The following is a 13,838-nucleotide window of genomic DNA, read 5'->3' on the forward strand; positions in this document are numbered from 1 at the left end:
GACGTCTGGTCACCGTGCCCCCTGATGTCTCGTCAACTGCCGTTTGCGGGGCAGTGCAGCAGACGGGGGCGGCCGGTGGGTCGACTAGGCGTCCATGACGCGAGAACGGGTGAGAAAACGCACCCCCTCGGGTGCCTCCAGGGAGAAGCCGCTGCCCCGTCCGGGGACGACGTCCACGATCAGCCGGGTGTGGCTCCACGCCCGGTACTGGCTCCGCGACATCCAGAACGTGACGGGCTCCGCCACGCCCTCGACCGTCAGCTCCGCGAGCAGCACGTCCGAGCCGCCGGTGCGGAACTCGCCGTCGGGGTAGCACATGGGCGCGCTGCCGTCACAGCAGCCACCGGACTGGTGGAACATCAGCGGGCCGTGCTCGGCACGCAGGCGGCGGACCAGCTCCGCGGCCCGCGGGGTGAGTTCGACGCGTGGTGTTTCCTCTTCCACGGCACCGTCCTGACAGCCGGGTCTTCGGACCCGATCAGTCTCACGGTCGGTCACGAACCCGTCCAGAAGGCCGTATTGCCCCGCGCCCCGTCTTCGGCGCGGGCTGGGACACTTGGGGCATGAACCCTCCCTTCCCGAGCCCGCCCGAGCCGCGTTTCGTACCCGCCGGTGAACACCCGCTGTGGGACGAGGCGCTGGCGGTGGTCAACCGGGACCTCGCGGCGACGCTGCCCGAGCAGCGCCCGCTGTGCCTCATGGCCTACCCGGCGGAGGAGGGCGAGGCCGAACAGGTCTACGTCGCGCTCGCCGACGGCGAAGCGCACGGCGGCTCCCTGTGGCCGGCCCGCTCCGCCGACCGGGCGCTGCGGGACGTCGCCGAGGCCGCCCAGGAGACGGTCACGGAGTGTCTCTGGCAGGTCTGGCCGGTCTGCACGCTGCACGGGCTCGGGATGCACGTGGCCAAGGAGGCCGGCCGCCCGTCCTGGTGGTGCGCCGGGGGCGGCCGGCCCGGGGAGCCGGCACATGTCCGCGCGGCGATAGGGGAACTGGACACGGTCCACCGCCCCCGCCGCCCCCACCGCAAGCGCCGCACACCGCGCCGGGCCGGCTGAGACCCGACCGCGCTGGTCACCAGGTCGCGGGGGTGCGCCGCATCAGCAGCGCGTACACCCCCGAGGTTGCCACCAGGCCGGCCGGCAGGGCAGGGCGTGGCTGTCGCCCCCGGCCCACCGGGGCCGAGCCGCGCGCCCGGACCGCCGAGGTGCCGGCCGGCCATGGCCGCGGCCGGGCTCACCGGAGGGCACGCCATCGGCGCGGGCGGCGACAGCCTCGCCGTCTCCGCCGCGCTCGAAGCCGAGGGCACCGCGCCCCTGCGGCCGCGGATCGCCCCCCGGGTGCCGGCCGAAGGCGGACGACGCCGCCGTCGCCGAGTTGGTCCGGCTCCAGGGCGCCGACGGGGACCTGTGGCGGGTGGCGGCCGGGTCAGCGCGAGGAGTCGCGCCGCTGCCGGCGGGCGCGGCGGGCCTCCGGCAGCAGCGGCAGCAGCGACAGCACGACGACCAGGGCGACCAGCGGCAGCAGATAGTCGTCGATGTGCGGAACCGACGCACCGAGGGTGTATCCGGCGAGGACCAGCGACTGCGACCACAGCACACCGCCCACGGTCTGCCAGAGCGTGAAGGTCCGCGCGGGCACGCCCAGCGCGCCGGCCACCGGGTGCAGGACCGACCGCAGCAACGGCACGAACCGGCCGATGACCAGCGCCTTACCGTAGCCGTAGCGGGCCAGCAGCCGCTCCGCCCGCGCCGCCGTGTCCTTGACCCGCCGGCGGGAGGTGCGCGCCAGCAGGGCCCGCCCACCGTGCCGCCCGATCAGGTACCCCGCCTGACCGCCCGCGACCGCGCCGACGGCCGCGCAGAGCAGCACCTGCCACAGGGCCAGCCGGGCCGGTTCCTGGGCGCTGCCCGCGCACAGCACACCGGCCGGGAACAGCAGCGTGTCCCCGGGCAGGAAGAAGCCGACGACCAGCAGGCCCGACTCGGCGAAGATCACCACCAGGACGCCCAGCGCGCCGAAGGCGGCCAGCACCGAGGCGCTGTCCATCGGGTTCACGGCGATCACCGGCAGCGCCTCCCGGCCTCCTCGCAGACCTGTCCGCTCCCCAGCATCGCCTGCCCGGCGCGCCCGTGCGCGTCGGCCGCCGAAATGCCCTCCCTGATCACTCGGCCGCCAGACCGCCCTCCCCGGTCAGTGGCCGACGCGGAAGGTGGCGTCCTGCCGGTCGGTGGCCGTGCTGACCGGGTCGATCCTCAGGACGTAGTTCGAGTGGCGCAGGTAGCGGGTGGGGTTGTTGTACGAGCGGAACGACGACCAGCTCGCGTCGGCGAGGCCCGCCGTCCGGTGGAAGGTGGCGTCGGCGGCGAACGTCGCCGTGCCGTCGTCGGAGTCCAGCCGGAGCTGGTAGTCGTAGTGCCGCAGATAGCGGGAGGGCTGGTTCACCGAGCGGAAGGACACGCCGCCGCTGTCGGCGAGGCCGGGGACGAGCTGCCACAGGGAGTCGGTGTACGGGTCGAACGGGTACGCGTCGATGCGGCCGACGAAGTCGGCGTGGCGGATGTACCGGGCCGGGTGGTTGTACGACTTGAGCCGGTTCCAGGCCGGCGCGCCCCACTTGGCCACGAGGTTGTCGTACTCGGTGGTGGTGATGGCGGCGATCCCGCAGTGTTTGGAGTTGACCGGCTGGGTGTAGGTCTTCTGGTCGAGCGCGGTCCAGGTGCCGGAGGCCAGGTCGCTGGTCTGCCAGGCGTAGAAGACGCCGTTCGGTGTGTAGGTGTCGCCCCACAGGATCCAGCTGCCGCCGTCCGGGGACCGGACCAGTGTGGGCGCCTCGGTGCCGCCGTGTGCCACGCCGGTGCTGAACTCCGCGAAGCTGCCCGGGTCGAGGCTGGTGGAGCGGGCGCCCACCAGCGTCTGGTTCTTCTTGAAGTAGAGGTAGTTGACCCCGTTCACACCCACGGCCATGTCCCCGTCGATCACGTCGTAGCCGGGGTCGAAGAAGACCTGCGGGGCGGAGGCGGTGACGAAGTCGGTGGTGTGGTTCACCATGATCACGTTGTGCCCGCTGGAGCCGACGGCGGAGTAGATGAGCGCGTACTGCTTCCGGCCCGGGTCCCAGAACGCCTCCGGTGCCCAGGCGTGGGTGTTCAGGTCGTGCACCTTCATCCGGTGGTAGCCGGTGAAGGTCCGCAGGTCGGTGGAGTTCCACACGTGCACGTACTGGCTGACGTAGTTCCAGTCGGTGCCCTTCAGATCGGTGGCGAGGACGACGAAGGTGCCGTCCCGCTTGCGCAGGACGAAGGGGTCGCGCAGCCCGAGAGCGCCCTCGGTGGGCGTGACGACGGGCTTGTTCTGGTTCAGCGGCATCCAGTTGAGCGAGTCCGTGCTGACGGCCAGGTGGAGGCCGTAATCGGTGCCGGTGCCGTTCGGTGACTCGGTGAAGTAGGTCATCACATAGGCCGTGCCGGCTGCGTGCGCGGTTCCGGTACCGGCGGCCAGGACGCCGGTGACGGCCAGTGGGGTGGTGGCGGCCAGGCCGAGGACGGTGCGCCGGGAGAGGGGGTGACCGACGGTCATACGTGCTCCAAGGGGGTGCGGGCCCTCAGGACAACGGGCGTGGGGAGTGACTGCCAGAGGCGCGTTCGGTATATCGAATGTAGGTCGGTAGATCGGTCAGACCGTAGGGGGCTCGCCATGGCCGCGTCAATCACTCCGTCGCCGCTCGCTGCCGGCCGCCGACCCGTGCCCGGGGAACCGACGGGGCGACCCGTGTCGTCACGGCTCACAACTGGCCGACACGCGGAGGCAGGCACGGAGTACGCCCAGGGGTGCGTGGTGCGTGAGTGTCGCGATGAGCCCCGTGTGGTGCGCGAATCACGGAACGCAACTCAAAATCGTGACAATACGCAGAATCGCTCGACTAACAGCACTTCGGCCGGAAAACTGTCCTCAACGGGCGTTCCCCAACGCCCTGTTGCTCGCCACATGGCGGCGTAGGGGGCGCTGTGTCATGTGCTGCGGAAACGGGACATCTCATCAGGTCGGGGGGCCGCGGGGTCGACCACCAGGTCAAGGGCGGTCGACGTCGACTGACCCGCGGTTCGGCCTGCTGCATCAGACCGGTCGGTCACAACAAGCGGGAGGGACTCATGAGGACATCTGTGCGCCATTGGGCGGCGCGAGCGGGCGGTGCGACGGCAGCGGCGCTCCTGGTGGCCGGGGCCACGGCCAGTGCCACGTACGCTGTCGACGAGCAGAGTCGGAACATCCGGATCACCGCACACTTCGCGGCGAGCGTCGCCGCGGATCCGGACGTGAACTGCGGCGGTTTCGATGTGACCGCCGTGGGAACCGCCGCCGGTTCTCCCCTCGGCGGCAAGGGAACGTGGCAGGATCAGGAGACCGCCTGCACGCGGACCCTCCCCGGCCGGTACGACATCAACGGGACCGCCGTCGTCGGTGACGTCGACGGCGACCGGATCACCCTCAGCTACCACCTCACCGCGCCGCTCTCGGAGGACCCCGTCGTGCACCCGTCCGGCACCTTCCGGGTCACGGGCGGCACCGGCGACTACGCGAACGCGACCGGGAGCGGGACGATGAACGCCGTGGTGAACCTGCAGGACACCTCCCACGTCTCCGCAGAGCTGCACGGATCCCTCTCCTAGCGACGGATACCGGACGCGGGGTCGCCCGAGCGACGGTCGCCTTCACCGCACCGCGCGCGAAGGCCGACCCGGGCGACCCCGCGTCCCGTCGCCTTCATCGCCGCATGCTCCCTGTGCGGTCCCTTGACCCGGTGTTCCCGCCCTCCTAGGTTCTGGCGCGGAACGGCAAGTGGGTCTGCAACGTCCGAAGCATCCTTCTGACCGTGCACCTCGAAGGGGCCGCACCATGAAGAGCACGATGCAGGACCGCGAGCTGCTGGTCCGCGACATCCTCGCGCACGGGCAACGCGTCTACGCGGACAGCCGGGTGGTGCGATGCGCCGACGGGCCGGCCGCACGGTCCGCACAGACCTTCGCCGACATCGCCGAACAGGCGGAGCGGCTGGCCGCGGCGCTGACCAGGCTGGGCGTGCGACCCGGCGAACGGGTCGCCACACTGGCCTGGAACACCCCCGAACACCTGGTGGCGTACCTCGCCGTACCGAGCATGGGCGCCGTGCTGCACACCCTCAACCTGCGGCTCCATCACGACCAGTTGGGCTACATCGTCGAACACGCCGAGGACGCCCTTCTCCTGGTCGACGCGACCCTGCTCGACATGCTCGCACCCCTGCGCGACCGGCTGGGCAGCGTACGCCACGTCATCGTCATCGGCGACGCACCGGAGGCGGACCTGCCCGCGCACATCGCCGTGCACCGCTGGGACGAGCTGCTCGCCGCCGAACGGCCCGGCTTCGCATGGCCCGACCTGGACGAACGGGAGGCGGCGGCGCTCTGCTACACGACCGGCACCACCGGCAACCCCAAGGGCGTGGCCTACAGCCACCGGTCGATCTTCCTGCACACCCTCGGCGTGTCGGCCAGCGCCGGCTTCGCCATGCACGACGGCGACCGGATCCTGCCGATCGTGCCGATGTTCCACGCCAACGCCTGGGGCTGGCCGTACGCGGCCTGGCTGGCGGGCTCCGACCTCATCATGAACGGGCGGCTGCTGCACACCCCGGAGCTGGCCCGGATCATCAACGAGGAGCGGCCCACCGGAGTCGCGGCCATCTGCACGATCTGGAACAGCCTGGTGCACCACGGCGAGCAGCACCCGCTGGACCTGAGCAGCGTACGGCTCGCCGGCTGCGGCGGCGCCACCCCGCCGCGTGCCCTGCTCCAGCAGCTCAAGGACCGCTACGGCGTCAGGCTGAAGCAGGGCTGGGGCCTGACCGAGACCAGCCCGCTGGCCACCTTCGCGGTCCCGCCGCACGGCACCCCGGACGAGGACGAGGTCGACTGGCTGGCCAAGAGCGGCCGGGTGATGCCCTGCGTCGAGGTCCGGGTGATCGCTCAGGACGGCACCGAGCAGCCGTGGGACGGCACCTCGGTCGGCGAACTGGAGCTGCGCGGCCCGTGGGTGACCGGCTCCTACTACAACACCGCCGACACCCAGGAGAAGTTCCACGACGGCTGGCTGCGCACCGGCGACCTCGGCGTGATCGAGCCGGGCGGCTGGGTGGTGGTCAGCGACCGGCTCAAGGACGGCATCAAGAGCGGCGGCGAGTGGATCTCCACCATCGAACTGGAGAACGCGATCATCGAGCACCCCGCGGTGCTGGAGGCGATCGTGGTCGGTGTGCCCGACCCGCGCTGGGAGGAACGGCCGCTGGCCTGCGTGTCGTTGGTGCCGGGCGCCGAGGTCGGCGTGGCCGAGCTACGGCAGTTCCTGGCCGGCCGGGTGGCCCGCTGGTGGGTGCCGGAGCGGTGGTCGTTCGTGGACGCGGTGCCGAAGACCAGCGTCGGCAAGTACGACAAGCGGTCGGTGCGGGCGATGTACGCGGACGGGACGCTGGACGTCCGTACCCCGCGCGACGCCGACCCGACGACGGGCACGGACGCGCCGCAGGTACCCGGAGGCCGGGCCGCGCCTCGGGAGTGAACGGCCGCACGGCGCCCCGGAGTATCCCGGGGCGCCGCGCGGCTCTGTCTCAGGCCGGTATTCGGCGTGCCGCCTCGGCCAGCAACTCCCGCTGCCGGTCAGGATCCAGATCCAGCTCCCGCACCAGCCGGAAGGTCAGCACCAGCCAGGCCTGGAGCGTCGTCTGGGGGTCACCGTGCCCCCCGCCGGATGCCACTGTCCCGTGCAGGCCGTCGGTGACCAGGCGTTCGAGGAACTCCGGGTCGAAGTCCTCCGCGCCGGCCTCCAGCGAGCCGAGCACACCAGCGACGTAACCGCGTATCTCCCGCGGTGTCGTGCCCTGCGGGAAGCGGCGGCGGACCGCGACCCCGAAGGCGGCGCCGACCGCCTGCCCGTACCGCGGATCGGTGGGATCGAGGGCCGCGGACTTCTGCGCGAACCCGATGAAGTCGAACGCCAACAGCGCGCCCAAGACGTCGAGTTCACTGGCGGTGACACTGGTCATGACGGCTCGCCTTCGGTCGTCGGGGAAGCGGTCGATACGCCGCGGGCGGCGTCGAGAGCCGCGGCCACGATGCGCTCGGCGTCCCGGCCGACGAAGCCGATCAGCGCCGAGCCGCGGGTACGCATCCGGTACAGGCCCAGGTAGTAGCTGCCGGGCAGCGCGCCCACGCCCGCGGTGTGCCGGGGCTGTCCGGCCTCGTCCAGCATCGCCGGGTCGAGCCAGCTCCAGTCGGTGTGGTAGCCGGTCGCCCAGATCACCGTGGACGCTTTGACGCGTTCGCCGTCCGCGGTCAGCAGCTCGGTGCCCTCGGCCGCGGTGATCCGGCCCACCGTCCGGATCCGGCCGTCCGCGACCAGCGCGGGTACCCGGTCGCCGACTATCGGGTCGGGTGCCCGCATGTCCACCGGCAGGCTCATCACGCCGATGACGCTCATCCACCAGAACATGTCCCGTCCGACAACGGTCTGCGGCAACTGCGGTGAGGCGGAGCCGCCGCAGCTGAGCACCACGCTGTGCGTCTCGGCCAGCTCCACGGCCACCTGCCGCCCGGAGTTGCCGTCGCCGACGACCACCACGTTCCCCGGCGCGACCTGGGCGGGCCCGCGGTAGTCACCGGTGTGCAGGGACGGCACGTCCGGGCTCAGCCCGGTGGCGAACTCAGGAATCCGCGGGGCGCCGAACGCACCGGTCGCGATGATCACCTGGCCGGCCCGGAAGTCGCCGTGCGCGGTGCTCAGCAGATAGCCGTCACCGTCCCTGCGCACAGCCAGCACCCGATGGCCGGGCAGCACCGGAAGGTCGAACCGCTCGGCGTAGTCGCGCAGATACGCCACGACCTCGTCCTTGCCGGGGTAGTGCGCGCCCTGGCCCGGGAAGGGCAGGCCCGGCAGCGCCGAGAACTGCGCGGACGTGAAGAGCCTCAGCGACTCCCAGCGCCGCCGCCAGGTCTCGCCGACCTCGCTCCCGGCGTCCAGCAGCACACACTCCACACCGGCCTGGCGCAGGTAGTACCCGGCCGCGAGCCCGGACTGGCCCGCGCCGACGACGGCGACCGGCACGGTGGCCGGCAGCGCGCTCATCGGGTGCCTCCCACGACGGCGTGCGGACGACGGCCGGCGGCAGGCCGGGCCGGGGCGCCGCCGCGACGGCCGGCCGGCCGCCGGCCGAACCGGTCGCCGAGGAGGCCGGCGGTGCACAGCGGCGCCGCGCAGGTGTGTGACGGGTGAGCCTGATCAGTTCGCATTCCGCATTTCCTCACTCCTTGGAGCTGGACCCGCCGGACCCGCAGGACCGGCCCGGGGTGGACCGGCCGGGCCGTTTCGCGGGTGGCCCGGCCTGCCGCGTTACTTGGCGTCGAGAGCCCGGCGCAGCTCGCCGGCCAGGATGCGCAACCGCTCACCGCGCATCACCGTGTAGTGGTCGCCCGGTACGTCGACGAGGTCGGCATCGCCCGTGAAGTACGCCATCCAGCGCGCCGCCGTCTCGGCCGTCGCGCCGCCGTCCGCGGCCCGCAGCGACAGCACCCGGCCGCCGAAACCGCTGGGCGCATAGCGCAGCAGAGCCCGGTAGTTGTTCCGGAACCGGGTGAGGATCCGGCTCAGCGTATCGACGTCGATGTCCTCGGACAACGCCCCCGCCGCGCACGCCTCGGCGTGCAGCACCTGCACCGGCGGGCGGCCGTCGAACGCCTCGGGCGGCAGCTCCCAGTCCACTCCGGCCAGGCCCGCCAGGTCCCGGGCGAACCAGGACAGCAGCACCTCGTCGCCGACGGGCGCCTCCTCGGCCGGCCCGGGCGGCACCATCAGGTCCACCACGGCCAGCAGATCCACCTCGGCGCCCGCAGCGGTGAGTTGGGCGGCCATCTCCAGCGCGATCATCCCGCCCATCGACCAGCCGCCGAGCCGGTACGGGCCGTCGGGCAGCGCCTCGCGGACCACCGCGACGTAGTGGGCGGCCATCTCCTCGATGCTGAGCAGCTCCGCGTCCGGCAGCTGGAGGGCGTAGAACGGCTGGTCGTCACCGAGGAGTCCGGCGAGTTCCGCGTAGCAGAGCACGTCACCGCCGACCGGGTGGACGAAGACCAGCGGGATCCGCGACCCGGTGGTGCGCACCGGCACCAGTGCCCGGCGGCCGTCCTCGCCGCTCTCGGCCTCCCGGACCGCCTGGGCGAGCAGCTCGATGGTCGGCCGGGCGAAGAGGGTCGACAGCGGCAGGCTGCGGCCCAGACCGCGGGCGATCCTGGCCATCAGCCGCACCGCGAGCAGCGAGTCACCGCCGAGTTCGAAGAAGCTCGCGGTCACCCCGATCTCGGTCACACCGAAGAACTCCGCCCAGATCTCCGCAAGTCGGCGTTCCACGTCGTCGCGGGGCGCGACGAAGCCGGCTTCGACCGCGACCTCGTCGGGTGCGGGCAGCGCGGCCCGGTTCACCTTCCCGTTGTCGCTGAGCGGCAGTTCGTCCAGGACGAGGATGCGCTGCGGCACCAGATACTGCGGCACCGCCCGGCGAAGCGCCTCGGTGATCTCGGCCTCGGTGTCGTCGCGCCCGTCGTCCGGGACGACGTAGGCGACGAGCCGCTTGGGGCCGTGCCGTTCACCCGCCGCGACGACCGCGGCGGCCCGCACTCCCGCGCACTGGGTCAGGGCCGCTTCGACCTCGCCCAGCTCGATGCGGTAGCCCTGGACCTTGACCTGGGAGTCCTTCCGGCCGAGGAATTCGATGGTGCCGTCGGGCAGGAAGCGTCCCAGGTCGCCGGTGCGGTAGAGGCGCTCACCGGTGACCGGGTGGGGGAAGAAGGCGGCCCGGGTCTTCTCCTCGTCGTTCAGATAGCCGCGGGCCAGACCGATGCCGGCGATGTAGAGGTCACCCGCCACCCACACCGGGCAGGGGCGCAGCGCGCCGTCGAGGACGTGGAAGCGCTGGTTACGCATCGCTGTGCCGTAGGGGATGCTCGCCCAGTCGTCCTCGACCTCGCCGATCGGGTGCCAGATCGACCAGATCGACGCCTCGGTGGCGCCGCCGAGGCTCCACAGCTCGGCGTCCGGCAGCAGCAGCCGGATCCGGCGGGGCAGCGTCACCGGAATCCAGTCCCCGCTCATCATCACCAGCCTGACCGGCAGCCGGGTGAGCCGGTTGGCGAGGGCGTGTTCGGTGAACATCTCCATCAGCGCGGGCACGCTGTTCCAGATCGTCACCCCGTGCTCGGCGACCAGCTCCGCCCAGCGGGCGGGTTCGCGGTGCGCGGACGGCTCGGGCAGGACCAGGGCGCCGCCCACCGACAGCAGTCCGAAGACGTCGTAGACCGACAGGTCGAAGTTCAACGCGGACAGGCCGAGCGCCCGGTCCGCCGCGGTGACGCCGAAGCGCTCGTTGACGTCGACCACCGTGTTCAGGGCCGCGCCGTGCTCGATCATCACGCCCTTGGGCAGCCCGGTGGAGCCCGAGGTGAAGATCACGTAGGCGAGGTCGGAGGGCCGGGCGCCGCACGGGCCGAGCGGCCGCTCGTCACCCTCGTCGGCGGCCCGCACCACGGTCCTGGCCACGCCCTGCGGCCAGTCGGCCGCGTCCTCCACCCACGGCTGGGTGACCACATGGCTGATCCCGGCGCTGTCCAGCAGCACGCGCAGCCGCTCGGCGGGCACCTTGGCGTCGATCGGGACGTACGCCGCCCCGGCCCGCAGGATGCCGAGGGCCGCCACGACCTGCTCCCAGCCCTTGTCCATGACGATCGCCACCAGGTCGCCGGGACCGGCTCCCAGCGCGCGCAGCCGGTGACCCACCTCGTTGGACCTGCGGTCGAGATCGCCGTACGTCAGGGTCAGCGCCCGAGAGATCACCGCGGGCTCCTCCGGCCGCAGCGCGGCCTGGGCGAGGAACCCGTCGTGCAGCAGTCCCTCGGGCACGGGCCCGTCGGTGGCGTTGACCGCGGCCCGTACCTCCAGGTCGGCGGCCGGTACGAGGACGGGCGCCGGCCGCTGCCAGGCCCCCGGGTCGCGGCACAGCTCGTGCAGCAACCGCTGATAGCCGGAGAACATGGCGTCGACGCAGCCCGCCGGGAACAGTTCCTCGATCACGTCCCAGTTCAGGACGAGTTCGCCGGCCTCCTCGACCGCCTGGTGGTCCAGCCACACCTGCGGGGTGCGCACGGAGCTACTGACCTGGCGGCCGTTCTCCCCGATCCCGGCCAGATACTGCACGACTCCGCGCTGCTCGGTGTCCTGCTGGCCGGTGAAGTTCACCAGGCTGGTGAAGACCACCGGCGCGGCCGCCCGCACCGAGCCGCCGCGGGCCCGGTTCAGCTCCCTGAGCACCTGCACTCCGCTGACCTGGCTGTGCTCCAGGTCGCTCCACAGCCGGCGCTGGACGCTGTCGGCGCGGGCGGCGAACGTCTCGGTGGCCGCGTCGCGGATCTCCAGCAGCAGGGTGGTGGAGAAGTTGCCGATGACGTCACCGACCTGCCGATGCAGGGGCAGGCGGTTGAAGAACAGCAGGTTCAGCGAGAAGTCGGGGGTGGCGCTCCACGCGGCGATCACCTGGGAGTACGCGGTGCACAGGGCCGCGGAGGCACTGACCCCGGCCGCCGCCGCGTGCTGCTTGAACCGGGCCCAGTCCTCCTTCGACAGGGTCGCACCGCGGTGGTTGAACACCGGCCGCTCCAGGCTCGACGGGTCGACCGCCAGCGGAAGTTGGGGCGCGGGCGGCAATGTGTCGAGCCGGTCCCGCCAGTAGGCGAGCGCCCGGTCGTACTCGGGGCCGCTCTCCAGGGCGCGGGCCTGCCGGACGTAGTCCCGGTAGGTCAGCCGCAGTTCGGGCAGCGTCTCACCACGGTAGTGCGCGGCCCACTCCCTGAACAGGATCGACGTGCTGAAACCGTCGATGATCAGGGCGTCGAAGCCCGCGTGCAGCCGGATCACCCGGTCGTCGATCCGCGTCACCCGCACGTCGAACAGCGGCCAGCGGGTGGTGTCGAAGACCTGGCGCCGCATCTCCTCGTAGACGGCGGCCAGCGCGGCCTCGCGCCCGGCCGCATCCAGCGCGGAGACGTCGGTCTCGCGGATCACATAGGCCGGGACCTCGCGCTGCACCCGCTGCTCGCCCTCGGCGGTGAAGACCGCCCGCAGCATGTCGTGCCGCTCGATCATCGCCCGGAAGGAAGTGCCGAGCCGGTCCACGTCCACGTTCTCCAGGTCCACCTCGATCTGGAAGTAGGTGGAGGTGTTGCCGAGCTCGAAGATGTCCCCGCGGCCGACGAGATACGCCTGCTGGAGATCGGTCAGCGCGAACGGCTCGTAGCGCTCGGCGTCGTCGTCGAATACGGCGGCGGCTTCCACGAGGGCCGGCGGGGCTGCCCCGGCGGGCACCGCGTCGGCCCGCGGGGCTTGCGCCCCGGCGTGCGGAGCTCCTACGTCCGCGAGCCCGGCTTCCGCTACGGCGTGCCCTGCCCCCGCTTCGGCGTGCCCGGCTTCCGCTTCCGCCCCGGTGCCGAGGGCGGAGAGGACGTCGCCGGCGATGTCGTCGGTGCTGCGGCCGTTGAGGAACGCCGTCATCGGCAGCATGACGTCGAACTGCCGGTTCAGCGTCAGCCGGATCTTCATCGCGATCAGCGAGTCCAGACCGAGCCCCTGCAGCGGCCGACGGGTGTCGACTCCGGCCGCCGTGGTGCCCAGCGCCTGGGCGACGGTCCGTATCACGAAGGCCCGCACCGCCTCGGGCGTCACGGCGGGCGTTTCCTCCGTCCCGTCCGCCGGGGCCGGCAAGGCCGCGGCCTGCGGGCGCGGTTCGGCGGCCACCGCGGGCAGGTGAGCGGCCGCGGGTTCCGCCACGGGCCGCGTCACGGCCGGGGCGAACCGCACCCCGTCGGCCTCGGCGACCAGCCGGCCGTCCGCGGCGACGAGCCGGATACGCGCCTGGGCGCCGCCGTCGAACAGTTCGGCATGACAGCGCAGCTCCTCCTCGGGGCCGCCACGGCGGTAGTGGACGAAGCGGTCGAGCCCGACGGGTACGAGGGCCGGACCACCCGTGGGGAAGCAGGCCAGCGCGGTCTGGAACATCGCGTCGACCAGCCCGGGATGCATCAGATAAGGCTCCGCCTCGCCGGGCAGGGCGGCTCGGATCACGGCCGTGGCCTCGCCCCGGCCGAGCCTGATCCGCTCCACCCACCGGGCGGCGGACCCCAGATACAGCGCGCGCTGCCACAGCAGCCGGTACAGCTCGTCGCCGGACAGCTCGTGACCCGACTCGGCCAGGGCGAGCGTCACCGTCGGGGCGGCCGGGGCACCCGACCGGGCCCGGCCCTCCGCATGCAGCTGCCAACCGCCGGACGCGTCCTGCGCGTAGTAGCGGAACTCGCCGGCGTCCACCACGAGGTGAACGAGGCGTTCGGTCACCGTGGACGGGTCCGCGCCGACCGGTTCGAGCACCAGGTCCACAGGCAGTTCCAGATCCTCGACGGACACCGGTCCCGGCCCGGCGAGGTCGGTCACCGCCTCGAAAACCGACTCCAGGAACACCCCGGCGCTGACCACCGGCCGCCCGCCGACCACGACGTCGCCAAGACAGGCATGCGCCGCCGGGTCCAGCCGGGCGGAGAACTGCGCCTGCGCGAGCGGAGACGCCAGCCGCACCCCCACCAGACTCACCGGCTCCACCGGCCGCGGCGCACTGTGCCGGGTCGCGGTGGGTGTGGGGTCGAGCCAGTAGTGCTGGCGTTGGAAGGGGTAGGTGGGGAGTTCGGTGGTGTGGGGGTGGTAGGGGGTGAGGAGGG

The 13,838-nt window shown here is 72.4% G+C and carries 9 protein-coding genes; 3 read left to right on the forward strand and 6 right to left on the reverse strand.

Features of this window, described 5'->3' with window-relative positions; translation table 11 throughout:
* Nucleotides 1-84: 84 nt before the first annotated feature.
* Complete coding sequence (locus ACZ7DL_RS36875) at nt 85-444, reverse strand: DUF779 domain-containing protein (protein WP_470781129.1); 360 nt, start codon at nt 442-444, stop codon at nt 85-87.
* A 119-nt stretch (nt 445-563) separates the two neighbouring features.
* Between ACZ7DL_RS36875 and ACZ7DL_RS36880 the strand changes: the two genes are divergently transcribed.
* Nucleotides 564-1,055, forward strand: a complete 492-nt coding sequence (locus tag ACZ7DL_RS36880; RefSeq protein WP_470781136.1) for a hypothetical protein — start codon at nt 564-566, stop codon at nt 1,053-1,055.
* Nucleotides 1,056-1,425: 370 nt separating this feature from the next.
* Here ACZ7DL_RS36880 and ACZ7DL_RS36885 read toward each other — a convergent pair whose 3' ends face one another.
* Together ACZ7DL_RS36885 and ACZ7DL_RS36890 are read right to left on the reverse strand one after the other, a co-directional pair.
* Nucleotides 1,426-2,064 (reverse strand): DedA family protein, encoded by a 639-nt coding sequence (locus tag ACZ7DL_RS36885; RefSeq protein ID WP_470781138.1) that lies wholly within the window; start codon nt 2,062-2,064, stop codon nt 1,426-1,428.
* Nucleotides 2,065-2,190: 126 nt separating this feature from the next.
* Nucleotides 2,191-3,576 carry a glycoside hydrolase family 43 protein gene (locus tag ACZ7DL_RS36890; RefSeq protein WP_470781139.1) on the reverse strand — a complete coding sequence of 462 codons (1,386 nt, stop codon included), beginning with the start codon at nt 3,574-3,576 and terminating at the stop codon, nt 2,191-2,193.
* Between the two features lie 572 nt (nt 3,577-4,148).
* On the opposite strand from ACZ7DL_RS36890, the gene ACZ7DL_RS36895 reads away from it, so the two are divergent.
* Together ACZ7DL_RS36895 and ACZ7DL_RS36900 are read left to right on the forward strand one after the other, a co-directional pair.
* Nucleotides 4,149-4,667: a hypothetical protein gene (locus ACZ7DL_RS36895; RefSeq protein ID WP_470781141.1), complete on the forward strand. Its 519-nt coding sequence runs from the start codon at nt 4,149-4,151 to the stop codon at nt 4,665-4,667.
* A gap of 226 nt (nt 4,668-4,893) precedes the next feature.
* Complete coding sequence (locus tag ACZ7DL_RS36900; RefSeq protein WP_470781143.1) at nt 4,894-6,591, forward strand: long-chain fatty acid--CoA ligase; 1,698 nt, start codon at nt 4,894-4,896, stop codon at nt 6,589-6,591.
* 49 nt (nt 6,592-6,640) lie between these two features.
* Here the strand turns inward: ACZ7DL_RS36900 and ACZ7DL_RS36905 are convergent, their stop codons facing one another.
* The 3 genes from ACZ7DL_RS36905 to ACZ7DL_RS36915 all read right to left on the reverse strand — a co-directional run bounded on the left by ACZ7DL_RS36905 (nt 6,641) and on the right by ACZ7DL_RS36915 (nt 13,713).
* Nucleotides 6,641-7,075, reverse strand: a complete 435-nt coding sequence (locus ACZ7DL_RS36905; RefSeq protein ID WP_470781144.1) for a hypothetical protein — start codon at nt 7,073-7,075, stop codon at nt 6,641-6,643.
* Entirely contained in the window at nt 7,072-8,154 is a 1,083-nt protein-coding gene (locus ACZ7DL_RS36910; protein ID WP_470781146.1) for a flavin-containing monooxygenase, read from the reverse strand. The genes ACZ7DL_RS36905 and ACZ7DL_RS36910 overlap by 4 nt, the downstream gene beginning before the upstream one ends.
* Nucleotides 8,155-8,418: 264 nt before the next feature.
* Entirely contained in the window at nt 8,419-13,713 is a 5,295-nt protein-coding gene (locus tag ACZ7DL_RS36915; RefSeq protein ID WP_470781148.1) for an amino acid adenylation domain-containing protein, read from the reverse strand.
* Between the last annotated feature and the right edge of the window lie 125 nt (nt 13,714-13,838).

The sequence above is a fragment of the Streptomyces sp. NPDC036984 genome, assembly GCF_055607665.1.

What these genes read in the sequence shown, in the direction of transcription:
- ACZ7DL_RS36880 (WP_470781136.1), top strand. Translation starts at nt 564, where the DNA reads ATGAACCCTCCCTTCCCGAGCCCGCCCGAGCCGCGTTTCGTACCCGCC.
- ACZ7DL_RS36890 (WP_470781139.1), bottom strand. Translation starts at nt 3,576, where the DNA reads ATGACCGTCGGTCACCCCCTCTCCCGGCGCACCGTCCTCGGCCTGGCC.
- ACZ7DL_RS36895 (WP_470781141.1), top strand. Translation starts at nt 4,149, where the DNA reads ATGAGGACATCTGTGCGCCATTGGGCGGCGCGAGCGGGCGGTGCGACG.
- ACZ7DL_RS36900 (WP_470781143.1), top strand. Translation starts at nt 4,894, where the DNA reads ATGAAGAGCACGATGCAGGACCGCGAGCTGCTGGTCCGCGACATCCTC.
- ACZ7DL_RS36905 (WP_470781144.1), bottom strand. Translation starts at nt 7,075, where the DNA reads ATGACCAGTGTCACCGCCAGTGAACTCGACGTCTTGGGCGCGCTGTTG.
- ACZ7DL_RS36910 (WP_470781146.1), bottom strand. Translation starts at nt 8,154, where the DNA reads ATGAGCGCGCTGCCGGCCACCGTGCCGGTCGCCGTCGTCGGCGCGGGC.